This is a genomic window from Acidipropionibacterium jensenii DSM 20535 (assembly GCF_000425285.1).
Classification (GTDB): Bacteria; Actinomycetota; Actinomycetes; order Propionibacteriales; family Propionibacteriaceae; genus Acidipropionibacterium; species Acidipropionibacterium jensenii.
On the sequence record NZ_AUDD01000030.1, the window covers coordinates 1 to 21,639 of the forward strand.

The window sequence follows — 21,639 nt, forward strand, 5'->3', positions numbered from 1 at the left end:
CAAGGTGCGGAGCTGACCGGTACTAATAGGCCGAGGGCTTGCTACACACACTTCATCTTCTGTGACTGCTCGTATCCACTGTGCGGCTCTGGCCCACCACACACCCCCCTGCGGGGTGCGGGATGGTGGCTGGATCCGAAACAAACACGCCCACACGACACCAACCCCCCAGGGGTTGGCCGGTGTGGGAGTTATATCCACAGTTTTTGTGCCGGTGGCCATGGCTGGAGGGAAACACCCGGTCCCATTCCGAACCCGGAAGTTAAGCCTCCACACGCCGATGGTACTGCCCACGCCAGTGGGTGGGAGAGTAGGACGCTGCCGCACAAACCCCTTAAAAAAAGAGTTCGGGGCCCGGACCGTGTTCCCCATGTCGAGGTGATCGACATGACGGGGGACCCGGTCCAGGCCCCGAACCACACCCAGACACCGACGGCAACACCCCTGGATCGACCGGGCACAGACAGGACACACCCCGGGGCCGATGACGCCCGGGGCCAGTCGAGTGGTGGGCTGACCTGACGACCAGGCACACACTGGCACTGACCCGTCGAGTCCGGCAGGACTTGTCAGGGATCAGGCGACTCGCAGCATGGTGGTGGCCTGCTCGTGCTGTCCCACCGGGGCGAATCCGGCTCGCTGGTACATCGCCCGAGCCCTGTCATTGTCGTCGGCCACCGACAGGCTGATGGAGCGGACACCCGCCCGGTCTGCGGCGTCCAGCAGGTTCGCGAGCAGGAAGTCACCGTGGCCCTTGCCCTGGTACTCCGGTGCCACACCGATCGTCAGTTCCGGAATGGTGGGGGCGATGAATCCATAGCCCGGGTCGTCGGCGGGCAGCAGGGTGAGCCAGGCCGCCCCGATCTCGGTGTCCTCCTCGCTGCAGATGAGACCGAGCTGTTCGGGACTCCACCGGTCCAGATAGTGAGATATCGCTGGATTGGACCGGCACTCCTCGATGCTGAGCGGGCCGTTCGCTCCGCCGGCGGCAAGCCGGAGGACATGAATCATGAAGGGGATGTCGCGGGCCCCTGCCCGGCGAGTGCTGGCCATGGTCGTCCAGCCTACGACAGCCGATGCGACCGCCGTGTTGGGCTTAGGATCGTCTGGTGATGAAGACGCTGAAGCTGGTCCTGATCGTCCTGGGCGCGGTAGCCCTGGGAGTTGGTCTCTACATGACGATCAGCGTGGGGATGGCGATGGACACGATCATGGCCGCCGCGCGCTCCAGCTCCGGGGGAGCGGGGCTGACGGATCCGACCTCGACGATCTGGACCGTGGCGGGCGTGTCGCTGGCCTGCGGCCTGCTGATCGGTCTGGGAGTCGGTCTCCCGCGCCAGACGAACTCCTCGGTCCGCAAGGCAACCCTGCGGGGCGCCGCCGAGCAGCGCGAACGGTCCATCCGCGACAGCGCCCTACGTCAGGGCGGCGCCGGGATCCAGCCGCCGACCGGTGAGCCGAATGCCCGCACGACCGTCGAGTCGATTCCCACCACCGGTGAGAAGGCGGCCAGCGAGAAGCCGGCCCCCGAGCTCGGTGGAGCGGAGTCCGGGGCACCGGAGGACCGTCAGCTGACGGCCGGTGACGACCAGTCGCCGCGCGATGACGACGCCGCCGGTCCGGAGCACACCCGATGAGCCTGCGCACCGCCGAACGGATCCTGGTGAGTTCCTACGACTCGGAGGGCAGAAGAACCACCAGCACGGAGCAGGTCGTCCTGGTCGGCGACGGGGAGATCGGCTTCTGGCTGGCCAATGACCTGGGCGTTCGCGAGCGATTTCCCGACAACTGCGTGGTGAGCGTGCACGCCGCGACCAGCAGAGGTCGCGCCATCGACTCTGAGCCGGTTCTGGAGGGCAGGGCCGTCGTGCTGGCCGACGGTCCGGTCTTCGATCAGGTGAAGGCCCAGATCGTCGAGAAGTACCGTGCACAGTCCTGGGCCACGGCGGTCGCCGGGCGCACCCGGGAGCTGTTCGGCGGGAAGACGCCGGAGTGCGTCGTGGTGATCAGACTGCTCGGCTGAGGAGCAGCAGGAGGACGGCGGACGGGGCCGGCCCTCAGTGACTCAGACAGACCCCGGTGGCATGGACCGGGCAGTAGCCCTGCGGGTTGGCCTGGAGGTACTGCTGATGCTCGGCCTCGGCCGGGTAGAAGGGCGACTCGGCCATCTCGATGGTGGTGCTGATCTGCCCGTAGCCGGCGTTGAGGAGATCGGCCTGGTACTCGCCGCGCACCCTGGTGGCGGTGATGAGCTGGTCGGCAGAGGTGCACCAGATCGCTGAGCGGTACTGGGTGCCGACGTCGTTGCCCTGCCGCATGCCCTGGGTCGGGTCATGGTTCTCGAAGAACAGTCGCACGATCTCATCGGTGGAGATCGCGTCCGGGTCGTACACCACGCGCACCGTCTCGGCGTGACCGGTGCGCCCCGTGCACACCTCTCGGTAGGTCGGGTTGGGCGTGTACCCGCCCATGTACCCCACCGAGGTGAGCAGTACCCCGGGAGTCTGCCAGAAGAGCTTCTCCGCCCCCCAGAAACAGCCCATCGCGAGATGGATCACCTCGGCCCCCTCGAACTGCCGGTCGAGCCGGTCGCCGAGGACCCGGTGGAAGAAGGGCATCTCCAGAACAGGAGTTGATCCGCCCGGAAGGGCGTTGTCGGGACCGACCATCTGACGCTTGTTCGCAAATCCTCCGAAGACCACGCAGGGGAAGCGCCCGGCGGCTCCACGCTATTCCCGCGCCCCGTGATGGCTCTCCTCCGACCGCGCGCCTCCGACGGTGCTCGCTTGACGGTGCTCCCGTGAGGCGTTGTCGCCGGGGGAGCGTGCAGGACGTCGGCCGACCTACTGCGGGTCGATCCCGCCCCGGGGATGGGAGAGGTCCCAGTCTATCGGCTCGGCCCCCTGCTCGGCCAGCAGCTCGTTGGTGCGGCTGAAGGGCCGGGAACCGAAGAATCCGTATCGTGCCGACATCGGTGAGGGATGCGGGGAGGCGACGATGGGTACCGTCCCCAGCATCGGGGTGAGGGACTGCGCGTCACGGCCCCACAGGACCGCCACCAGCGGACCCCCACGGGCGACCAGGGACTCGATGGCCAGCTGGGTCACCGTCTCCCACCCCTTGTGACGATGGGACCCCGGCCGCCCCGGCTGCACGGTGAGACATCTGTTGAGCAGCAGCACCCCCTGCTCGAACCAGCCGGTGAGATCCCCGTGCGGACACGGCGGGATCCCCAGATCCGACTGCAGCTCGGCATAGATGTTCTGCAGGGACCGGGGGATCGGGCGGACGTCGCGCTCCACCGAGAAGCTCAGCCCCACCGGATGACCCGGTGTGGGGTAGGGATCCTGGCCGACGATGAGGACGCGGACATCGGCCATCGGCCTGGAGAAGGCTCTCAGCACCCGGTCGCCGGTCGGCAGGTACTGGCGTCCTGCCGCCAACTCGCCCCGCAGGAACTCGCCCATCTGATGGATGACCGGCTCCACGGGAGCCAGCGCCTCTGCCCAGTCGGGTGCCACGAGTTCGCTCAGTGGCTTGGCCGTCATGGCACCTCCGTGGTTCGCACCGTCTCCCCGGACGCGTCTGGAGGGGAGACCTGACCCGGTAACGCTACCCTTCTGGCCATCGGGCTGTTCATCGGCTCGGTGGAAAGGACACCATGACTGCGCCAGACGAGTCGACCCCCGACTCCGAGAGCAACTCTCCGGGATCCGGGAACAAGCCGCCGGCCGCGACGTCCTCCCCGCAGACCGTCGCGAGCCCTGCGGCAGACTCCGCGGCGGCGGGCCCCACCGTCGCGCGGGCCGACGGATCGGCCGACCACCGCGACCCCGTCCCCTCCGGGTTGAGAGCCGCCGCGGGCTGGTCCTGGCGGATCCTGGTGATCGGCGCCCTGGTGTACATGGTGGCGAAGGTCCTGGCCACCATCTCGGACGTCACCATCCCGATCGCGGTCGCTCTCATGCTGACCGCGGCACTGTGGTCCCTGGCCCACTGGTTCATCCGCCACGGTCTCCACCGCGGGTTGTCGGCGGCCCTGTGCCTCCTGCTCCTGGTGATCGTCGTCGGCGGACTGTTCACCCTGGTCGGCGCACAGATCGCCAGCCAGTGGGGTGAACTGTCCAACCAGACGATGGCCAGCTTCGCCCAGCTGACCCACTGGCTCGACACCGGCCCGCTGCACATCGGCAGTGACCAGCTCAACAACCTGGTCAACCAGGGCGAAGCCTGGGCGAAGGCCTCCCAGGGGCGCATCGCCGGCTGGGCGGCCGCCGCGGGAACCGGGGTGGGCCACTTCGTGGCCGGACTGCTGATCGCCCTGTTCGCCACCTTCTTCTTCCTCTACGAGGGCTCCTACTTCGGCGAGACGCTGTCCCACCTGGTGCCCCGGTCCGGCCGCTCCCGGATTCTGGACGCCGCCAAGCGCGGCTGGGTCGCCCTGGTCGCCTATGTCCGAGCCGCCGTCATCGTGGCCTTCGTCGACGGTCTGGGGGCCGGGATCGGCGCCGCCCTGATCGGCTCCTCGGTGGCCGTGGCGATCGGCGCCCTGACCTTCGTCCTCGCCTTCGTCCCGATCGCCGGAGCACTCATCGCCGGTGTGGTCGCCGTCGCGGTGGTGCTGGTGACACTGGGATGGGTCAAGGCCATCATCATGCTCATCGTCTTCGTCGCGGTGATGGAGATCGAGGGACATGTCCTGCAGCCCTTCCTGCTCGGCAAGGCCGTCTCCATCCACCCGCTGGCGGTACTGCTGGGCATCGCGATCGGTGCCAGCCAGGCCGGCATCGTCGGCGCCCTGTTCGCGATCCCGCTGGTGGCCTTCGGGTTCGCCTTCGCCAAGGCGCTCAGCTCCTCGGCCTCCCCCGAGGAGGCGGTTCCCGTTGACGACGAGCCCAGGGGGAGCAGGGCCAGAACCGCGTGAGGATGCCGGGCCGCACCACGAGGCGGCGGAACGGGCACGGCGCGCACGCGTGATCCGGCCCGTCCGAGCCCATACAGTGGGTGCCATGAGTCCGACTCCAGACCTGTCCTCGATCCTCGACGATCTCGCCGCCGGCCGCATCGATGCAGCTGAGGCGACCCGCCGCATCGAGGCCGCCAGCCGGGGCGCGGCCCAGCAGCCCGCAGACGCAGACGCAGACCGGGACGGCGCCGGGCCGACCGGGCCCGCCGCAGAGACCAACCGACCCGACGAGTCCGGCCAGGGTCGGGCGGAGGAGCCCCCGACCGGTCCCCATCAGGCCCACGACGCCCCCGGTCAGTCACGACAAGGGCTCTTCGACGAGCCCTGGAACCGGGTGCCGCCGGAGGCCCGTGAGGGCCTCAGATCAGCCTGGCAGCGCGTCACAGGAGTGGCCGAGCAGGTCGCCGACGCCGCCTCCGGATCCCGCGGGAGCGCCGGTCCCGGTGGCCCCGGCCCCGACCCGTCGGGTCAGGTGAGCCAGGTCCGGGTGCGCTGTGTGGGGCGCCGGGTGACGATCATCGGGGACCCGGCAACCCCAGGCGTGAAGGTCGAGGGGGAGCACATCCGACGTCGGGTCGGCGAGGCTGTCGAGATCTCCGCCAAGGGACACATCGGACCGGACCTGTCGGGGCTGCTGAAGTTCAGGCTCCCCAAGGACACCGAGGACCTCAAGGACCTCGGCCTGGGACCCGAACTCGTCATCCGGATGCACCCCGACCTGGGGCTCGACATCGAGCTGTCGGGCGGTGCGCTGAGACTGTTGGGAGTTCCGGTGGTCGACTCCGTGAGGGTCACCGCCGGGGCCGCCGACATCGCCGACGTGCACCGGATCGAGGACGCCCTCTTCCAGGTCGGCGGGGCCACCGTCACCGGTCCGGTCGACCAGGGACGGTCCCGGATCCGGGTGGAGTCGGGAAACCTGTCGGTCAGGCTCACCGGGGATGCCAATGTGGCGGTGCGCGCCGACACCCAGACCAGCGTCGTCTCCTGGCCCGACGGCGGGTCCGAGGTCGACGAGTACGTGGTCGGCAACGGGGCGGCCCGGCTGGACCTGTCCGCGGTGATGGGAAGGATCTCGGTCCGGCTGGTCTGACCCCGGCCTGACCCTGGCCTGTGCCGGCTCGCACCAGGTGGGAGCACCCGGTGCCGGGCCGCCCAGCGGCGTCGGCGAATCGGCCACGAACCGACCATGAACCGTTGCGGCCCGCCGCGCCCCTGGGGCGCTGCGGGCCGCAACATCGAGAAGAGCCGGCAGGTCAGGCGGAGACGCTGACCACAGTGACCTTGATCGCCTTGCCGGAGGGGGCCTGGTAGCTGGTCGACTCGCCGGGACGCAGACCGACCACCGCACCGCCCAGCGGCGACTGGGGGGAGTAGACCGGCGTGTCGACCGACTTGTCGACATTCATCATCTCGCGCGATCCCAGCAGGAAGGTCTCGGTGTCGGAGGAGTCTCCGAAGTAGTAGACCGTCACCTTCGACCCGGGGGCGACCTTGTCGGAGGCGGTCGGGCGCTCCCCGACCTGGGCGTGCCGCAGCATCTGGTCGAGCTGGAGGATTCGCGCCTCCGCCTGCCCCTGTTCATCACGGGCGGCGTGGTATCCGCCGTTCTCCGAGAGGTCACCCTCGGAGCGGGCTTCGGCGATCTTGTTGCTGATCTTCGTGCGACCTTCACCCTTGAGGTACTCGAGCTCCTTGGTGAGCTTGTCGAATGCCTCTTGGGTGAGCCACACGGTGTCTTGGGACTCAGGCATTCCCCAATGATATCGCTGTGGCCGCCGTCCCAGAGCACGACCGCTCCTGCAGGGGCGCCCCGACCTGGCCGGACCCGGCGTCGAGGCCGTGGCTAGCGAATCGCCTGACAGTTCTCCAACTGGGCGGTGACAGCGCGGGAGAAGGTCTTCACCGAGGTGGTGACACGGACGTCCTCGGCGGTCCCGGGCCCGATCACCAGCTGCTTCTCGCCGACCCGCTGAGAGTCGTGCGAGGTGGCGTAGACCGTGCAGGATCCGGTGTCGGAGGGAGTGCCCCGGTGGATCTCGAGGGTGACGTCGACCCGGAAGTCGCTGACCACCTGGTAGCCGAACACCTGGACGCGGACCGGATCGGCGGAGGCGTGAAGGCCCGCCCAGACGGTCCAGGCCAGCACCAGTCCGGCCAGCACCACGACCGCCACGAGCCAGAGCCGACGGCCCGGGCGCGGCGGATAGCGTCGGGCGATGCGCTCCCGGTCCTCCGCGCTCACCGGGTCATCGGGTCCCTGCTCAGACTGACTCACCCCGTCATTGTGCCGTACCGCCCGTTGATAAGGTCCAGTCATGCTTGTAGCGATGATCGGCAGCGGCACCCAGAATCTCATCGTGTTCTGCGTGCTGGTGGCATTCGGGATCCTCGCCTGGTTCAGCCTGCGCCGCAACATCCGCCGGATCGATTTCGACGAGACCCCCTCGGGCCCGGCGCTGAAGAAGCGTCACGACGACGAGACGAAGGCCTGACAGACCTGATTTGTCCGAGGGTGGTCGCTGCGCCGTAGGCTGGCCGGCATGCCCAATCACCTTGCGGACTCGGCCAGCCCCTACCTGCTCCAGCACGCCGGAAACCCGGTGGACTGGTACCCCTGGGGAACCGAGGCGTTCGAGGAGGCGGCCCGTAGAGACCTGCCCCTGATGGTCAGCGTCGGATACTCCTCGTGCCACTGGTGCCACGTGATGGCGCTGGAGTCGTTCTCCGACCCGGAGATCGCCGAGGTCATCAACACCTACTTCATCGCGGTCAAGGTGGACCGGGAGGAGATGCCCGAGGTCGACTCCTCACTGATGCAGGCCACCCTGGCGCTGACCGGCTCGGGCGGCTGGCCCAACACCGTCTTCTGCACCCCCGAGGGGGAGCCCTTCTTCGCCGGCACCTACTTCCCACCGGTGGCCAGAGGCGGCCAGCCCGGACTGGTCGACGTCGTCGGCGCCCTGGGGCAGGCCTGGCAACAGCGTCGCGGCGAGGTCGTCGAGCAGGCCGGCATCATCGCCGAGCAGCTTCGCCAGGGCGCCGAGCCTCCGGCCGCAACCGCACCCGTGCCACCGGCCCAGGACCTGCTGGACGCGGTGGGGGCCGACTACGACATCGTCAACGGCGGCTTCGGCGGACCGGTCAAGTTCCCCGGCCCCACCCTCATCGACGCCCTGCTGGTCAAGGGGGACCCCACCAGCCTCGACATGGCCCAGAACACCTGCGAGCACCTGGTGCGAGGCGGCATCTTCGACCAGGTGGGCGGCGGTTTTCACCGGTACAGCACCGACTCGCAGTGGGTTGTCCCGCACTTCGAGAAGATGCTCGACGGCAACGCCCTGCTGCTGGGCACGATGGCCCGCTGCTGGCGTCGCACCGCCGACCACGACCCGGACCGCCGCGAGCTCTACTCCCACGCTGCCCGGCGCACGGTGAGCTGGCTGGAACGGGAGATGACCACCGACGACGGCCTGCTGGCCGCCTCCCTGGACGCCGACTCCGACGATCTGGCCGGCCACAGCCACGAGGGCATGTACTACCTGTGGAATCCCGACCTGCTGGTCGACGCCCTGGGCGCCGAGGAGGCCGACTGGCTGCGACCGCTGGTCCACATCGACGCGGCCGGCAACTTCGAGAACGGCCTGTCCACCCTCCAGATGCGGGGAAGAGTGGACTGGAAGCGGATCAACACCGACCTGGACAAGCTGCTGGCACTGCGCCAGGTGCGCCCGGCACCGGACCGCGACGACAAGGTGATCACCGCCTGGAACGCGATGGCGATCGACTCCCTGGTCGAGGCCGGGATGATCCTGCGCGAGTGGACCTGGGTGAGCCTGGCGGCAGACCTGGCGGAGCGGCTGTGGGCCGCCCACTGGGCGGGCAGGACCCCCCTTCGCACCTCCCTGCACGGCGTCCCCGGCGCCCCCGCGGTGGCCGAGGACCACGCGCACCTGGCGCTGGCCCTGGCCGGACTGGCCGGCGCCACCGGCCGGGGAGTCTGGCTGGACCGGGCCGTGGAGGTGGCACAGCGGGCGGTGGAGAGGTTCTCCGCCGACGACGGATCCTTCCTGGACGCCGAGCCCTCCGCACTGGTTGCGGTGCCCTCCCGCCAGCTCACCGACGACGCCTGCCCATCGGTGACGGCGACGATGGTCAAGGCGCTGAGGAGGGTCGGTCTGATGGCCGAGCGCCAGGATCTGCTGGATCGCGCCGACCGGGCCTCGGCGGTGCTGGCACCGGTGGTCGCCCAGAATCCCCGGTTCGCCGGGTGGGCGCTGGCCGACCACCTCATCCGCGACGACGCCCGTCGCGGACTGAAGCCGGCGACCGTGGTGGTGGTCGAGGAGGACGAGGTGCCCGGCGACCTGGCCTCGGCGGCCTGGCGGATGGCCCCTGCCGGGTCGGCCCTGGTGCGCGGGAAGGCCGGCACCAGCGGCTTCGGCAGCTGGTTCCAGGACCGCACCGACTCGACCGGACCGACCGCCTATGTGTGCCGGGGCACGGTCTGTCTCGAACCCGTGACCGACTTCCTGGAGCTCAAGGACCCGCTGTGGCGCAGGGTGTGAGCGCCTGACGCGGCATATCTGCCGGGCGGGTCGGCCGGGTCGGGCGGGTCACCGGCCGTACCGGCGCTCCCGCTGGGAGAAGGAGCGCAGTGCCCGCAGGAAGTCGACCTTGCGGAAGTCTGGCCACAGTGCCTCGCAGAAGTAGAACTCGGAGTGGGCGCTCTGCCACATCAGGAACCCGGAGAGCCGCTGCTCCCCGGAGGTGCGGATGATGAGGTCGGGGTCGGGCTGTCCGCGGGTGTAGAGGTGCTCGGCGATCTGGTCGATCTCCAGGGTCTGGGACAGCTCGGTCAGCGAGGTGCCCTTGCCGGCCTCCTCGGCGAGCAGCTCCCGGACGGCGTCGCGCAGCTCGTGGCGACCGCCGTAGGCGATCGCCACGTTGATGTGCATGGTGTGGTGCTCGACCGTGCGCTGGCAGGCGTCGGTGAGGACCCGGGTCATCTCGTCGGGGAGCAGGTTGAGATCGCCGACCACCTGGACCCGCCAGCTCGGATTGCCGCTCAGCGCGACGACGAGGTCCTCGATGACCTTCAGCAGGGAGCTCAGCTCCCCGGTCTCGGCGCGCTGCAGATTGTCGGTCGACAGCACCCACAGGGTGACGATCGGGATGCCGACCTCGTCGCACCAGGCGCAGAAGTGCTTGAGCTTGCGGGCACCGGCGCGATAGCCGGTGACCAGCGGCTGTCCCGGTGCGTTGAGGCGGGCCCACCGGCGATTCCCGTCGGCCAGAACGGCGACGTGCTCGGGCAGCCGCGAGCGGTCCAACTGGTCGAGCAGCCTGGCTTCGTAGGTGCTGTAGAGCAGGCCGGAGGGATGGAGGCGGTCGGCCAGCTCTCCCACCCTCCTGCTGCGGTGGTCGGATCTGCTCATGACGTCAGCCTATTGCGTCGCGGCCATCAGGTCGGCCGGGGACGGCCCGACGGCGTCCACCGCTCGGGCCGGGGTGTTGACAGTCGGCGCAGCGAGATAACCTACGGTTCGGTAGGTTTTTGCTTTGGCGAGGACGGGATGATGCCATGAGAGATACCACCAGCAACAGCGGTTCGACGGGTGCGCCCTCCATTGACCGGGCGCCGGCGGTCGGGCCCAAGGGTCCCGATGATCTGGTCGGGGTGCCGGCCGAGGACACGCCGCCCCGCCTGCGGGGCTGGATCCACACCGTGATGGCGCCACTGATCCTGCTCTGCGGACTCGGCCTCATCGTCGCCGGGGACTCCTGGCAGACGCGCCTGGCGGTGGCCGTGTGGATCTGCACCGGGGTCGAGCTGTTCGGGAACTCGGCGGTCTACCACCGGGTCCGCTGGTCCCCCCGGGTCAAGGCGGTGCTGCGCCGGATCGACCACACCAACATCGCGGTCTTCATCGCCGGCACCTACACCCCGCTGGCCGTCTCGATGCTCACCGGGACCTCCCGGGTGGTGCTTCTGGCGGTCATCTGGGGGGCCGCCGTCATCGACGTCACCTTCCGATGGTTGTGGATCGACGCCCCCCGGTGGCTCTACACCGGCCTGTACATCGTGATGGGCTGGGGTGCGCTGTGGTGGCTGCCGCAGTTCTGGCACGCCGGCGGACCGGCCGTGGTCATCCTCGTACTGGTCGGCGGGGTGGCCTACTCGGCGGGCGCGGTGAGTTACGCGCTGAAGAAGCCCAATCCCTCACCGACCTGGTTCGGCTTCCACGAGGTCTTCCACGCCGGGACCGCTATCGGCGCCATCTGCCACGCGATCGCCATCGGCCTGGTGGTGATCTGAACCCTGCGCCGGTTCGGTCCCCTGGCACGGTCCGGGTCGGTGTCCGGGGGCCGGTGTTGCCCCGGCACGGCAGATCGTCGGTAGCCTGTGGGCAGGGAACCGGTCCAGGCGCCCTCGCGGCGGCCTCGTTCTCGGAGCGGTTCGATCGTCACGGGAGGTCGCTGTGCCCACTCGTCCGAATGCGCCGGATCGGCCGCATGCCGTCATCGTCGCCCCTGTGGAGGGTCGGCACACCTATGTGGTCGACACCTCGGTGCTGCTGTCCGACCCGAGGGCGCTCCTCAACTTCGCCGAGCACCAGGTCGTGCTCCCGATCGTGGTCATCACCGAGCTGGAGGCCAAGCGGGACCACCCGGACCTCGGATACTTCGCCAGGGCGGCCCTGCGGCTGCTCGACAGTCTGACCCTCGAGCACGGCGGGCTCAATCACCCGGCCCCGCTCAACGACGAGGGCGGCACCCTGATGGTCGAGCTCGACCACTCCGATCCCGAGTGCCTCCCCGACGGACTTCGGCTGGGGGACAACGACACCCGGATACTGGCGGTGGCCGCCAACTACCGGCACGCCGGTCATCACGTGGTCCTGGTGAGCAAGGACCTTCCGCTGCGGATCAAGGCGTCGGCGATCGGTCTGGAGGCCGAGGAGTACCGCCACGAGCAGGCCTCCGACGTCGGTTGGACCGGGATGACGACCGTGGAGGTCACCTCCCAGACCATCGGCCGGCTCTACGAGCAGGGGTCGGTGGCACTCGACGGGTCCGACGGGACTCCGCGCGCCGAGGACATCGCGGTGCACTCCGGACTGGTGATGGAGGGGCCCGGCGGCAGCGCCCTGGCGCGACTGCGACCCGACGGGAGGGCCCATCTCATCAACACCGACCTGGAGGTCTTCGGCATCCACGGACGCTCGGCGGAGCAGCGGGTGGCCCTGGACCTGCTGGTCGACCCGGAGGTCGGCATCGTCTCGCTCGGTGGCCGGGCCGGCACCGGCAAGTCGGCGCTGGCTCTGTGCGCGGGTCTGGACGCCGTCCTGGAGCGGGAGCTGTACCGGAAGGTGATGGTCTTCCGGCCGCTGTACCCGGTGGGCGGTCAGGAACTCGGCTACCTGCCAGGTTCCGAGGGGGAGAAGATGGCCCCCTGGGGTCAGGCGGTGATCGACACCCTCAGTTCGGTGACGAACTCCTACGTCATCGACGAGGTCACCGAGCGGGGGATGCTGGAGGTGCTTCCCCTCACCCACATCCGGGGACGGTCCCTGCACGACGCCTTCGTCATCGTCGACGAGGCCCAGTCCCTGGAGCGCAACGTGCTGCTCACCGTGCTCTCGCGGATCGGGCAGAACTCGCGGGTGGTGCTCACCCACGACGTCGCCCAGCGCGACAACCTGAGGGTGGGCCGCCATGACGGGGTGGCCGCCGTCGTCGAGAGGCTGCGCGGCAATCCGTTGTTCGGCCATGTCACACTGACCCGCTCGGAACGTTCCCCGATCGCCGCCCTGGTGACCCAGATGCTCGAGGACATGGTCTAGGCGATCGGAGCCGTCGGGCCGAGAATCTGGGAACATGGTCGCCGTGGCATCACATGGCAACACCAAGGCGACCGGACGCGACATGGTCATCTCCCTGGCCGTCCTGCTGGTCCCCGTCCTCCTGATCGTCTGGTTCTTCACCAGGACCCCCGACGCACCGCAGGTCGACCCGGTGGACTGGCAGCCGACGCTCGCCCAGGCGCGCCAGAAGGCGGGATACCCGGTGCTCGCCCCCTCGGCCCCGCCGGCCGGCTGGAAGCCGGTCAAGGCCCGCTTCGTCGAACGTGGCGGGCAGTGGGTGGGTGACACCGTCGCCAGTGGCAATCGCTGGGAACTGGGGTTCCTCAGCACCGACCAGATCTACATCGGGGTGAACCAGTCCGACGAGCCGTCCACCAGCGCATTCCTCGACTCGGTCACCCGGTCGGGACGGCCCGATGGGATGGTGGTCGTCGAGGGGCACCCCTGGGAGAAGAGGATCAGTGACGACGGGCGCACCCGCTCCCTGGTGCGCCCGGAGGGCCGCTCGACGGCGGCGGTCGTCGGGGACGCGGACTACCCGGTGCTCCAGGGCTACGCCAGCCTGCTGACCAGCTCGTGACCGGCCGGGGTCAGGAGCCCACGGGGCCCGACTGACGGCGCGCCTGGTCGATCCGTGACCGGGCGCCGTCCAGCCAGGTCTGGCAGATGGCGGCCAGCTTCTCCCCGCGCTCCCACAGGGCCATCGTGTCGGCGAGGCTGGTGCCTCCTGACTCGAGGCGCCGGACCACCTCGACCAGTTCGTCGCGGGCCTGCTCGTAGCCGATCTCCGGTTCGCCGGTGGTCTGGTTATCGACCGCCTGGGAGGCAGAGGTCTGGGAGGCAGAGGTCTGGGCGGTGCTGGCCTGGACGGTAGGGGTCTGATCGGTGGGGTTCTGGGATGTCATGACTGCTCCTCGGCGGGGGTGCGTGATGCGGTGGGGGTGGCGGACTCGACAAGGAGGCCGAGTTGGCCGTCGGCCAGGTAGGCCATCAGCCGGCCGCCGGTGGTCACCTGTTCGACCGAGCTCACCGAGTCTCCGTGATCGTCGGCCAGGGCGGCGTAGCCGCGGTCGAGGGTGGCCTTCGGCGACATCGCCCGGATCTGGGTCAGGTACTGGTCGATCTGGTGGGTGCAGGCGTCCAGTCCGTGCTCGGCGGCCATCCGGAGCCGGGAGACCGTTGTCGACAGGCGTTCGGCGGCGATGTCCAGGGTGGCGGTGGGATCGACCATCACGGGCCGGGACCGCAACCCCTCCAGCCTGGTCTGCTCGGTGGCGACCAGGGTGGCGACCGACTGCCTGATCCGCGTTCGGCACTCGGCGACCAGGGCGGCCTCCTCGGCGACATCGGGGACGATGCGCTTGCCGGCGTCGGTGGGGGTGGAGGCGCGCAGATCGGCCACCAGATCCAGGATCGGGTTGTCGCGCTCGTGGCCGATCGCCGAGACCACCGGCGTGCGGGCGGCGAAGACGGCGCGGATGAGCGCCTCGTCGGAGAACGGCAGGAGATCCTCCAGGGACCCTCCGCCGCGGGCGATGATGATGACGTCGACGCCGGGGTCGGCGTCCAGCTCGGCCAGGGCGGCCAGGATCTGTTCGACGGCGCGGGGCCCCTGGACCAGGGTGTTGCGCACCACGAACCGCACCGCCGGCCAGCGCAGACCGGCGTTGCGGATCACATCGCGCTCGGCATCGGAGTGGGCGCCGGTGATCAGTCCGATGCCGGCCGGCAGCAGCGGCAGGGGCTTGTGAAGGCTGGTGTCGAACAGTCCCTCGGCCTCCAGCAGGCGGCGTCGGCGCTCGAGCTGGGCGAGCAACTGGCCCTCCCCGGAGGGCCGGATCTGGGAGCACTCGAAGGACAGCCGGCCCGTCTTCGACCAGACGGTCGGCTTCAGCAGGGCGGTGACCGTCATGCCGGTCTCCACGGGGCCGGCGGCGTCCAGCACGCGACGGTGGCAGGTGGCCGTCACCGAGACCTCCTCGTCGATGTCGCGCAGGGTGAGGAACTGGGTGGGTCCGGAGCGGCGGTTGAGCTCGATGACCTGGGCCTGCACCCAGACCGCGCCGCAGCGCTCCACCCACGCCTTGACGGCACGGACCACCCAGGCCAGGGACTTCGGGTTGTCGGCGTCTGAGGGATCGGGCATGGGCCCCACCGTAGTGGCCGGGTCTGACGACTCTGTGGCTTGGGCCGCGGCGATTACACTGCACCTCATGCCCGATGTGCCCCGCAAGCTCATTCTGGCCGCCCCGCGCGGCTACTGCGCCGGTGTCGACCGGGCCGTGGTGACCGTCGAGAAGGCCCTGGAGGCCTATGGCGCGCCGGTCTACGTACGCAAGCAGATCGTCCACAACCGCCATGTCGTGGAGGACCTCGAGACCCGCGGAGCGATCTTCGTCGAGGATCTGGACGAGGTTCCCGAGGGCGCTCTGGTGGTCTTCTCCGCCCACGGCGTCTCGCCCGAGGTGACGTCGGAGGCGAGGAGACGCGGCCTGCGCACGATCGACGCGACCTGCCCCCTGGTGACCAAGGTGCACCACGAGGCGCGGCGGTTCGCCACCGAGGACACCCAGATCGTGCTCATCGGCCATGCTGGCCACGAGGAGGTGGAGGGCACCACCGGGGAGGCTCCCGACCACATCACCCTGGTGCAGCGCCCCGAGGATGTCGCCGATCTGGAGCTGGACCCTGACCGTCCGGTGTCCTGGCTGAGTCAGACCACCCTGAGCGTCGACGAGACCGCCGAGACACTCGAGCGGCTGCGCGCGCTGCGCCCCGACCTGATGAACCCGCCCTCCGACGACATCTGCTACGCCACATCCAACCGTCAGTACGCCATCAAGCAGATCGCGGCCCACTGCGACCTGGTGATCGTGGTGGGGTCGCGCAACTCCTCGAACACCGCGCGCCTGGTCGACGTCGCCCTGGAGGCCGGCGCGGGGGCCTCCCACCGGGTCGACGACGCGACCGAGATCGACGACTCCTGGCTGGACGGGGTGGCCACCATCGGGGTGACCAGCGGAGCCTCGGTTCCCGAGCAGCTGGTCAAGGAGGTGCTGGCGCTGCTGGAGTCCAGAGGCTGGCCGCCGGCGGTCGAGGAGTCCCTCATCGGGGAGTCGCTGACCTTCGCGCTGCCCCCTCAGCTGCGCCCCAGGCGCAGCAGGTCGGCGCGTACCGGAGCCTGAGTGCCCGGGGCCTCCGGTCGCCTCAGGAGGCCTTCTCCTGGCCCCGGCGGGAGGACTCGGACCCGGGACCGGTCGCTGCAATGGCGGGGCGGAGCATCTCCGCATCGGTGTCGGTCGTCCCGGACTCTCGTGTCTCAGAGTTGGAGCCTCGTGTCACGGTGTCGGCCTCCTCGACGGAGGCGAGCGGATCGGTGATCTCGGGTGCGGTGAGCGGCCGGGTGGCGTCCTGGACGGGGGCCGGTGAGGCCAGCTCGGAGGTGGTCACCCCCATCTCCTCGAACCGGCGGGCACTGACCAGCACCCGGGTCTCCAGGGACCCGACGGCCGAGTTGTAGCTCTTCACCGCGCCGGTCAACGAACGCCCCAGCCGGTCGAGATGGTTCGACAGGGTGGCCAGCCGGTCGTGCAGGTCGCGGCCGAGGGCCGCCACCTCGGCGGCGGACCGGGCGACATCCTGCTGGCGCCAGGCCAGCGCGATGACCTTGAGCATGGGGATCAGCACGGCCGGATCGGCGAGCACGATGTTGCGCCGCGACGCGTACTCGTGGAGGTCGGGCATCTCGTCCAGGGCGGCCTGGAGGAAGGCGTCGCTGGGCAGGAAGAGGATGACGAACTCGGGGGAGTCGGTCTCGGTGCGCCAGTAGGCCTTCGACGACAGGTCATCGATGTGACCGCGCACATTTCGCGCGAAATGTGCCAGATGGGTGGCCCGCTGGTCCGGGTCGTCGGTGCCGGCGGCGTCCAGGAACGCCGACAGCGGCGTCTTGGCGTCGACATGGACGCACCGGTCCCCGGCCATCCGGATGGTCATGTCGGGGCGCAGCGGCTGGCCGGTGACACGGGTGGTCGCCTGGACCTCGAAATCGCAGTGCTCCACCATCCCGGCCAGTTCCACCACCCGGCGCAACTGAACCTCCCCCCAAGCGCCCCGCACCTGCGGTTTGCGCAGCGCGGTGACCAGGGATGCGGTCTCCCGGCGCAGGCCCTCCCCAGCGGCATTGACCAGGTCCACCTGCTTGCCCAGCGAGGCGGTCATCGAGGCGCGCTCCCGTTCGACCTCGGCCAGCCGATGCTCCAACTTGTCGAGAGCCTGGGAGACCGGGGTCAACAGGCGCTGGGTGTCGGTGACGGTGCGCTCGGCGGCCCGGTCTGCGCGCAACTGCTGGAGGTTCAGGGCGTCGGCCGACAGGGACTTGAAGCGGTCCGCCAGCCCGTCGCGATCGGCGGCGGTGATCTCGGCGCGCTGCTCGGCGGCCTGGCACTGCGCCCGGGCGACGTCGGCCCGGGCGCGTTCGGAGGCCACCGACGAGCGGGCGCGCAGCTCGGCCAGGAGCCAACCGATCGCCAGGCCGAGGAGCAGTCCGATCAGCAGCATCACGAGGGACGAAATGGTCATGTCCACAGGGTGCCAGCCGCCACCGACAGTTCTGGGCAGGCAGTCTGGTCGGGCCGTCCGGGCAGGGTCGCCTCCGGACCGCCGGGCGACGGGCGGGGGTGGAAATGCCAGGCGGTGGTTGAATGACTGACGTGTCAGAACCACTCCTGCCCGAGACCTCCACCACCGCGCTGGCGGCCTCTCCGTTCGCCTCCCACGCCGAGGACGTCATCTCCTTCGTGAAGGCCTCCCCGACCTCCTACCACGCGGCCGCCGAGCTCTGCCGGCGTCTCGACGAGGCCGGATTCACCCGACTGGACGAGACCGAACCGTGGTCCCAGACTCTCGGGCGCCACTACGTGGTGCGCGACGGCGCGGTGGTCGCCTGGCAGACGCCGGACGCCATCAGCGACCGCACCGCCTTCCGAGTGGTCGGCTCGCACACCGACTCGCCCTCCTTCAAGCTCAAGCCCCATGCCACCGTGACCAACCACGGCTGGCAGCAGGTGGGGATGGAGGTCTACGGCGGGGGACTGCTCAACTCCTGGCTGGACCGTGACCTGGGACTGGCTGGACGGCTGGTCACCCGCGACGGCCGCAGCCATCTGGTGCGCACCGGACCGATCCTGCGGATCAGCCAGCTGGCCCCGCATCTGGACCGCAGCGTCAACGACACCCTGCACCTGGACAGGCAGCGCCACCTGATGCCGATCCTGTCGGTCTCGAACCCCGATCTGGACGTCGAGGACCTGCTGTGCGAGGCTGCCGGCATCGACCGGGCCGACCTCGGCTTCCACGACATCCTGGCCTACCCGACCGAGAGCCCGGCGGTGATCGGGCCCCGCGGGGAGTTCCTGGCCAGCTCGCGGATGGACAATCTCTCCTCGGTGCACTCCTCGATCGCCGCAATGGTCGAGGCGGCACCGGGAGACGACATCGCGGTGATGGCCTGCTTCGACCACGAGGAGGTCGGCTCGGCCACCCGCTCGGGGGCCTGCGGGCCCCTCCTGGAGGACATCCTGGTGAGGATCGCTGATGGCCTGGGCCGGGACGGCGACAGCTACCGCGCCATGCTCGCCCGCTCCTCCTGCGTCTCCTCCGACGCCGGGCACGGCGTCCACCCCAACTACGTCGAGAAGTTCGACCCGGCGAACCACCCGCTGCTCAACGGCGGGCCGCTGCTCAAGATCAACGCGAACCAGCGATACGCCACCGACGGTGTGGGGGCCGTGCTGTGGGCCCGCGCCTGCGCGGCCGCCGGGGTCCCGACCCAGGACTTCGTCTCGAACAACTCGGTGCCCTGCGGTTCGACCATCGGACCGCTCACGGCAACTCGTCTGGGCATCCTCACCGTCGACGTCGGCGTCCCGTTGATGTCGATGCACTCCACCCGCGAACTGGCCGGTGTCGCAGACCTCAGCCACCTGTCGGCGGCTCTGAGGGCCTACTGGGCGGGAGCCTGATCAGGACAGGTCGGCGATCACCAGCTTCTTCATGCCCAGAAGCCTGCCGAAGGCCTCCGGCTGGGAGAAGTCGGGCATGTCCTGCGGGACGATCTGCCAACTGACCCCGAACTGGTCCTTGCACCAGCCGCACTGCTCGGCCTCCGGGACCGTCGACAGGACCGCCCAGAGTCGGTCGATCTCGGCCTGGTCGGGGCACAGCGCCACCAGCGAGACCCCCTCGGTGAAGGTGACGTCCTGGGGGACCGCCGAGTCCATCGCCGCGAACCACTGACCGGCCAGGGTGAAGTCGGCGTAGGCGAGGGCCTGCGGGGACGTCTCCTCGGAGGGCAGCTCGCCGAGCTCCGAGTAGCGGGCGATGACCCCGGTGCCGGAGTTCTCGAACAGGCCGGTGTACAGCTCGATGGCCTCGGTCGCCTGCGTCTGGGCGTGGGGAAACATCAACTCGGGGGTGACGAAGGGCCGCGGGTCGCCGTCGGGATTGGTGAGCATCAGCTGCCAGTTGACCCCGTACCGGTCCTCGACCCATCCGTAGTGGGACGAGAAGGGGTAGGAGGACAACTCCATCCCGACCAGCCCGTCGGCGGTGAGGCGCTCCCAGAGCTGGTCGAGGTGTCCCCGGGCGTCCGGGTCCCGGGAGGGATCGAAGTTCAGCAGGAAGGAGATCGACGAGTTGGGCCTGAACTCGCCCCCGGCGTTGATCGCCGAGAAGGTGAGGTCCCCGATCCGGAACTGGATCTCCAGGACGTCGCCGGCGAGGTCCTGCTGGAAGTCCAGCAGGCCCTCGGTCGGGTAGTGGCTGACCGACACCTCGCTGCTGTCGGGGAAGATCTCCAGGTAGTGGTCCACCGCCTCGCGGGCGGTGTGGTTGAACCAGAGCTTCGGGATGATTCGCTGGGGCATGGCCGGACGCTACCCCGCGCCGGGGCCAGGCTCTGCGAGGCCGCCGGTAAGATGGCGCGACGTGGCACTCACCATCGGAATCGTCGGCCTCCCCAATGCCGGCAAGTCAACCCTGTTCAACGCACTGACCCGCAACGACGTGCTGGCGGCGAACTACCCGTTCGCGACCATCGAGCCGAATGTCGGGGTGGTCGGCGTCCCCGATTCTCGGCTGGACGTGCTGACGAAGATGTACAGCTCGGTCAAGACCGTTCCCGCCACGGTGTCCTTCGTCGACATCGCCGGGATCGTCAAGGGTGCCAGCCAGGGGGAGGGGATGGGCAACGAGTTCCTCTCCAACATTCGCGAGGCCGACGCGATCTGCCAGGTGACCCGCTGCTTCGAGGATGACGACGTCACCCATGTCGACGGGAAGGTCGAGCCCTCCTCCGACATCGAGACGATCACCACCGAACTGGTGCTGGCCGACCTCCAGACCCTCGAGAAGCAGCTGCCCAAGCTCGAGAAGGAGGCGGCGATCCGCAAGGAGTCGCGGCCCCGCGCGCAGGCCTGGGAGGAGGCCCAGAAGGTCCTCGAGGAGGGTCGGACGATCTACTCGGCAGGGCTGGACCCCGAGCCTCTCCACGACCTGTTCCTGCTCACCACCAAGCCCTTCATCTACGTCTTCAACTGCGACCAGGATCAGCTCGCCGACGAGGATCTCAAGGCGAGGATGGCCAAGATCGTCGCCCCGGCCGAGGCGATCTTCCTGGACGCCGAGTTCGAGGCCGAGCTGGCCGAGATGGAGCCCGAGGACGCCGAGGAGTTCCTCGCTGACGCCGGGATCACCGAGCCCGGGCTGGACAAGCTGGCACGTGTCGGGTTCGACACCCTGGGTCTGCAGACCTTCCTCACCGCCGGTGAGAAGGAGTCCCGCGCCTGGACGATCCACAAGGGCTGGACGGCCCCGCAGGCCGCCGGGGTGATCCACACCGACTTCCAGAAGGGATTCATCAAGGCGCAGGTGGTCTCCTTCGACGACCTGGTGACCTATGGCTCCGAGAAGGAGGCCCAGGCGGCCGGCAAGCTCCGGCTGGAGGGTAAGGACTATGTCATGCAGGACGGTGACGTGGTTGAATTTCGTTTCGCCGTATAATCTCTGGCGTCCGCGACAGGTCGTGAACGGGCTTGTTGTACAGACGAACTGAAGCGCCAGCCAAGAACATTCCTGTGTGAAGGCATCGGGACTGCCGCCCAAATGGGTGACATCCAATCTGGCTTGCCCGTTGGGCGGCCAAGAAGGATGCGCGCCACGGCTGCTCCCTACCCGAGTGAGTTCCGCGAGTGCGTCGTGCGCGTGGTTCGGCCCCGTGAAGACGGCGTTTCCCTCGCTCAGATCATTAAGGACTCCGGCATCCACGGGACGACGATCCACAAGTCGTTCCGTCAGGCCGATATCGACGGCGACCACCGTTCCGGAGCTACTCGTGAGGAATCCTCCGGGCTATGGGATCTCCACCGCCGGAACCGCCAGCTGGAGCAGGAGAGCGAGGTCTAGGTGTACTTCCCCGGGACGTTGTGAACAGTTGAGCTGAGGGGGGAGGCCTCCGGCAGGATGTGGGTTACCACACACGCATCCAGGAACCGGAGGCCTCTGTGACCCACGCTAACGCACCCCTGACCCCCGCTGGAAGGCTCCGGCTGGCCGCCTGCATCGTCGACGACGGCTGGCCCCTGAGACGGGCTGCTGAGCGCTTCCAGGTGAGTCCGGCCACCGCGAAACGCTGGGCCGATCGCTATCGTGCCGGCCAGCCGCTGATCGATCACTCCTCCCGGCCGGCTCACAGCCCCAACCGGTTGTCGCGGAGCACCGAGCACCGGATCGTCGGGCTGCGGTTCA

General features: G+C 69.3%; 21 protein-coding genes, 1 rRNA gene and 2 pseudogenes. 14 read left to right on the forward strand and 10 right to left on the reverse strand.

What is annotated here, in order from left to right; genetic code table 11:
- The first annotated feature begins 210 nt into the window (after nucleotides 1-210).
- Nucleotides 211-327, forward strand: a 5S ribosomal RNA gene (rrf, locus tag H590_RS0112395).
- Between the two features lie 249 nt (nucleotides 328-576).
- On the opposite strand, the gene H590_RS16645 is transcribed toward rrf, so the two are convergent.
- On the reverse strand, nucleotides 577-1,053 hold the full coding sequence (locus H590_RS16645) for a GNAT family N-acetyltransferase (RefSeq protein ID WP_084149508.1): 477 nt from the start codon (nucleotides 1,051-1,053) through the stop codon (nucleotides 577-579).
- A gap of 56 nt (nucleotides 1,054-1,109) precedes the next feature.
- On the opposite strand from H590_RS16645, the gene H590_RS0112405 reads away from it, so the two are divergent.
- Both H590_RS0112405 and H590_RS0112410 read left to right on the forward strand, forming a co-directional pair.
- Nucleotides 1,110-1,637 carry a hypothetical protein gene (locus H590_RS0112405; RefSeq protein WP_126412587.1) on the forward strand — a complete coding sequence of 176 codons (528 nt, stop codon included), beginning with the start codon at nucleotides 1,110-1,112 and terminating at the stop codon, nucleotides 1,635-1,637.
- Entirely contained in the window at nucleotides 1,634-2,023 is a 390-nt protein-coding gene (locus H590_RS0112410) for a hypothetical protein (protein ID WP_028703785.1), read from the forward strand. The genes H590_RS0112405 and H590_RS0112410 overlap by 4 nt, the downstream gene beginning before the upstream one ends.
- A gap of 34 nt (nucleotides 2,024-2,057) precedes the next feature.
- Here H590_RS0112410 and msrA read toward each other — a convergent pair whose 3' ends face one another.
- Both msrA and H590_RS0112420 read right to left on the reverse strand, forming a co-directional pair.
- Nucleotides 2,058-2,669: a peptide-methionine (S)-S-oxide reductase MsrA gene (gene msrA / locus H590_RS0112415; RefSeq protein WP_028703786.1), complete on the reverse strand. Its 612-nt coding sequence runs from the start codon at nucleotides 2,667-2,669 to the stop codon at nucleotides 2,058-2,060.
- Between the two features lie 174 nt (nucleotides 2,670-2,843).
- A complete protein-coding gene (locus tag H590_RS0112420) occupies nucleotides 2,844-3,548 on the reverse strand; it encodes a uracil-DNA glycosylase (RefSeq protein ID WP_028703787.1) in 705 nt (234 codons plus the stop codon).
- 113 nt (nucleotides 3,549-3,661) lie between these two features.
- Between H590_RS0112420 and H590_RS16650 the strand changes: the two genes are divergently transcribed.
- Nucleotides 3,662-4,924 (forward strand): AI-2E family transporter, encoded by a 1,263-nt coding sequence (locus H590_RS16650; RefSeq protein WP_084149510.1) that lies wholly within the window; start codon nucleotides 3,662-3,664, stop codon nucleotides 4,922-4,924.
- A gap of 85 nt (nucleotides 4,925-5,009) precedes the next feature.
- Complete coding sequence (locus H590_RS17700; RefSeq protein WP_036982399.1) at nucleotides 5,010-6,059, forward strand: hypothetical protein; 1,050 nt, start codon at nucleotides 5,010-5,012, stop codon at nucleotides 6,057-6,059.
- Nucleotides 6,060-6,222: 163 nt separating this feature from the next.
- On the opposite strand, the gene greA is transcribed toward H590_RS17700, so the two are convergent.
- Both greA and H590_RS0112440 read right to left on the reverse strand, forming a co-directional pair.
- Complete coding sequence (gene greA, locus H590_RS0112435; RefSeq protein WP_028703789.1) at nucleotides 6,223-6,720, reverse strand: transcription elongation factor GreA; 498 nt, start codon at nucleotides 6,718-6,720, stop codon at nucleotides 6,223-6,225.
- A 92-nt stretch (nucleotides 6,721-6,812) separates the two neighbouring features.
- A complete protein-coding gene (locus H590_RS0112440; protein ID WP_028703790.1) occupies nucleotides 6,813-7,244 on the reverse strand; it encodes a DUF4307 domain-containing protein in 432 nt (143 codons plus the stop codon).
- Between the two features lie 40 nt (nucleotides 7,245-7,284).
- On the opposite strand from H590_RS0112440, the gene H590_RS0112445 reads away from it, so the two are divergent.
- Nucleotides 7,285-7,461: a hypothetical protein gene (locus tag H590_RS0112445; RefSeq protein WP_036982401.1), complete on the forward strand. Its 177-nt coding sequence runs from the start codon at nucleotides 7,285-7,287 to the stop codon at nucleotides 7,459-7,461.
- 48 nt (nucleotides 7,462-7,509) lie between these two features.
- Entirely contained in the window at nucleotides 7,510-9,534 is a 2,025-nt protein-coding gene (locus H590_RS0112450) for a thioredoxin domain-containing protein (RefSeq protein ID WP_028703792.1), read from the forward strand.
- Nucleotides 9,535-9,582: 48 nt separating this feature from the next.
- On the opposite strand, the gene uppS is transcribed toward H590_RS0112450, so the two are convergent.
- The gene (gene uppS / locus H590_RS0112455) at nucleotides 9,583-10,404 is read right to left on the reverse strand and encodes a polyprenyl diphosphate synthase (protein ID WP_028703793.1); all 822 of its coding nucleotides are present in this window, start codon (nucleotides 10,402-10,404) and stop codon (nucleotides 9,583-9,585) included.
- A 146-nt stretch (nucleotides 10,405-10,550) separates the two neighbouring features.
- On the opposite strand from uppS, the gene trhA reads away from it, so the two are divergent.
- The 3 genes from trhA to H590_RS0112470 all read left to right on the forward strand — a co-directional run bounded on the left by trhA (nucleotide 10,551) and on the right by H590_RS0112470 (nucleotide 13,414).
- On the forward strand, nucleotides 10,551-11,285 hold the full coding sequence (trhA, locus tag H590_RS0112460; RefSeq protein WP_084149512.1) for a PAQR family membrane homeostasis protein TrhA: 735 nt from the start codon (nucleotides 10,551-10,553) through the stop codon (nucleotides 11,283-11,285).
- Between the two features lie 163 nt (nucleotides 11,286-11,448).
- Nucleotides 11,449-12,813, forward strand: a complete 1,365-nt coding sequence (phoH2, locus tag H590_RS0112465; protein ID WP_028703795.1) for an RNA 5'-3' helicase PhoH2 — start codon at nucleotides 11,449-11,451, stop codon at nucleotides 12,811-12,813.
- A 43-nt stretch (nucleotides 12,814-12,856) separates the two neighbouring features.
- Entirely contained in the window at nucleotides 12,857-13,414 is a 558-nt protein-coding gene (locus tag H590_RS0112470) for a DUF4245 domain-containing protein (RefSeq protein ID WP_269471502.1), read from the forward strand.
- Between the two features lie 10 nt (nucleotides 13,415-13,424).
- Here the strand turns inward: H590_RS0112470 and H590_RS18960 are convergent.
- Nucleotides 13,425-13,643: pseudogene (locus H590_RS18960) on the reverse strand (exodeoxyribonuclease VII small subunit); the annotation flags it as partial.
- A 92-nt stretch (nucleotides 13,644-13,735) separates the two neighbouring features.
- Nucleotides 13,736-14,980, reverse strand: coding sequence for an exodeoxyribonuclease VII large subunit (gene xseA / locus H590_RS0112480; RefSeq protein WP_028703798.1), 1,245 nt, complete (start codon nucleotides 14,978-14,980; stop codon nucleotides 13,736-13,738).
- A gap of 67 nt (nucleotides 14,981-15,047) precedes the next feature.
- On the opposite strand from xseA, the gene H590_RS0112485 reads away from it, so the two are divergent.
- Entirely contained in the window at nucleotides 15,048-16,019 is a 972-nt protein-coding gene (locus H590_RS0112485; RefSeq protein ID WP_028703799.1) for a 4-hydroxy-3-methylbut-2-enyl diphosphate reductase, read from the forward strand.
- Nucleotides 16,020-16,206: 187 nt separating this feature from the next.
- Here the strand turns inward: H590_RS0112485 and H590_RS16655 are convergent.
- Nucleotides 16,207-17,409: pseudogene (locus H590_RS16655) on the reverse strand (DNA recombination protein RmuC); the annotation flags it as partial.
- A gap of 176 nt (nucleotides 17,410-17,585) precedes the next feature.
- Here H590_RS16655 and H590_RS0112495 point away from each other — a divergent pair.
- Complete coding sequence (locus tag H590_RS0112495; protein ID WP_028703800.1) at nucleotides 17,586-18,857, forward strand: M18 family aminopeptidase; 1,272 nt, start codon at nucleotides 17,586-17,588, stop codon at nucleotides 18,855-18,857.
- Here the strand turns inward: H590_RS0112495 and H590_RS0112500 are convergent, their stop codons facing one another.
- Nucleotides 18,858-19,760, reverse strand: a complete 903-nt coding sequence (locus tag H590_RS0112500) for a VOC family protein (RefSeq protein WP_028703801.1) — start codon at nucleotides 19,758-19,760, stop codon at nucleotides 18,858-18,860.
- 61 nt (nucleotides 19,761-19,821) lie between these two features.
- Between H590_RS0112500 and ychF the strand changes: the two genes are divergently transcribed.
- On the forward strand, nucleotides 19,822-20,895 hold the full coding sequence (gene ychF / locus H590_RS0112505; RefSeq protein ID WP_028703802.1) for a redox-regulated ATPase YchF: 1,074 nt from the start codon (nucleotides 19,822-19,824) through the stop codon (nucleotides 20,893-20,895).
- 500 nt (nucleotides 20,896-21,395) lie between these two features.
- Nucleotides 21,396-21,639 (forward strand): leucine zipper domain-containing protein (locus H590_RS0112515; RefSeq protein WP_154655329.1); only part of this gene is annotated, 244 nt, incomplete at its 3' end.

Bases quoted from the DNA above. Each gene is read 5' to 3' on its own strand.
- H590_RS0112410 (WP_028703785.1), top strand. From the start codon at position 1,634: ATGAGCCTGCGCACCGCCGAACGGATCCTGGTGAGTTCCTACGACTCG.
- H590_RS16645 (WP_084149508.1), bottom strand. From the start codon at position 1,053: ATGGCCAGCACTCGCCGGGCAGGGGCCCGCGACATCCCCTTCATGATT.
- H590_RS17700 (WP_036982399.1), top strand. From the start codon at position 5,010: ATGAGTCCGACTCCAGACCTGTCCTCGATCCTCGACGATCTCGCCGCC.
- xseA (WP_028703798.1), bottom strand. From the start codon at position 14,980: ATGCCCGATCCCTCAGACGCCGACAACCCGAAGTCCCTGGCCTGGGTG.
- H590_RS0112500 (WP_028703801.1), bottom strand. From the start codon at position 19,760: ATGCCCCAGCGAATCATCCCGAAGCTCTGGTTCAACCACACCGCCCGC.
- msrA (WP_028703786.1), bottom strand. From the start codon at position 2,669: ATGGTCGGTCCCGACAACGCCCTTCCGGGCGGATCAACTCCTGTTCTG.
- greA (WP_028703789.1), bottom strand. From the start codon at position 6,720: ATGCCTGAGTCCCAAGACACCGTGTGGCTCACCCAAGAGGCATTCGAC.
- trhA (WP_084149512.1), top strand. From the start codon at position 10,551: ATGAGAGATACCACCAGCAACAGCGGTTCGACGGGTGCGCCCTCCATT.
- H590_RS0112450 (WP_028703792.1), top strand. From the start codon at position 7,510: ATGCCCAATCACCTTGCGGACTCGGCCAGCCCCTACCTGCTCCAGCAC.
- H590_RS16650 (WP_084149510.1), top strand. From the start codon at position 3,662: ATGACTGCGCCAGACGAGTCGACCCCCGACTCCGAGAGCAACTCTCCG.
- uppS (WP_028703793.1), bottom strand. From the start codon at position 10,404: ATGAGCAGATCCGACCACCGCAGCAGGAGGGTGGGAGAGCTGGCCGAC.
- H590_RS0112485 (WP_028703799.1), top strand. From the start codon at position 15,048: ATGCCCGATGTGCCCCGCAAGCTCATTCTGGCCGCCCCGCGCGGCTAC.
- H590_RS0112445 (WP_036982401.1), top strand. From the start codon at position 7,285: ATGCTTGTAGCGATGATCGGCAGCGGCACCCAGAATCTCATCGTGTTC.
- H590_RS0112420 (WP_028703787.1), bottom strand. From the start codon at position 3,548: ATGACGGCCAAGCCACTGAGCGAACTCGTGGCACCCGACTGGGCAGAG.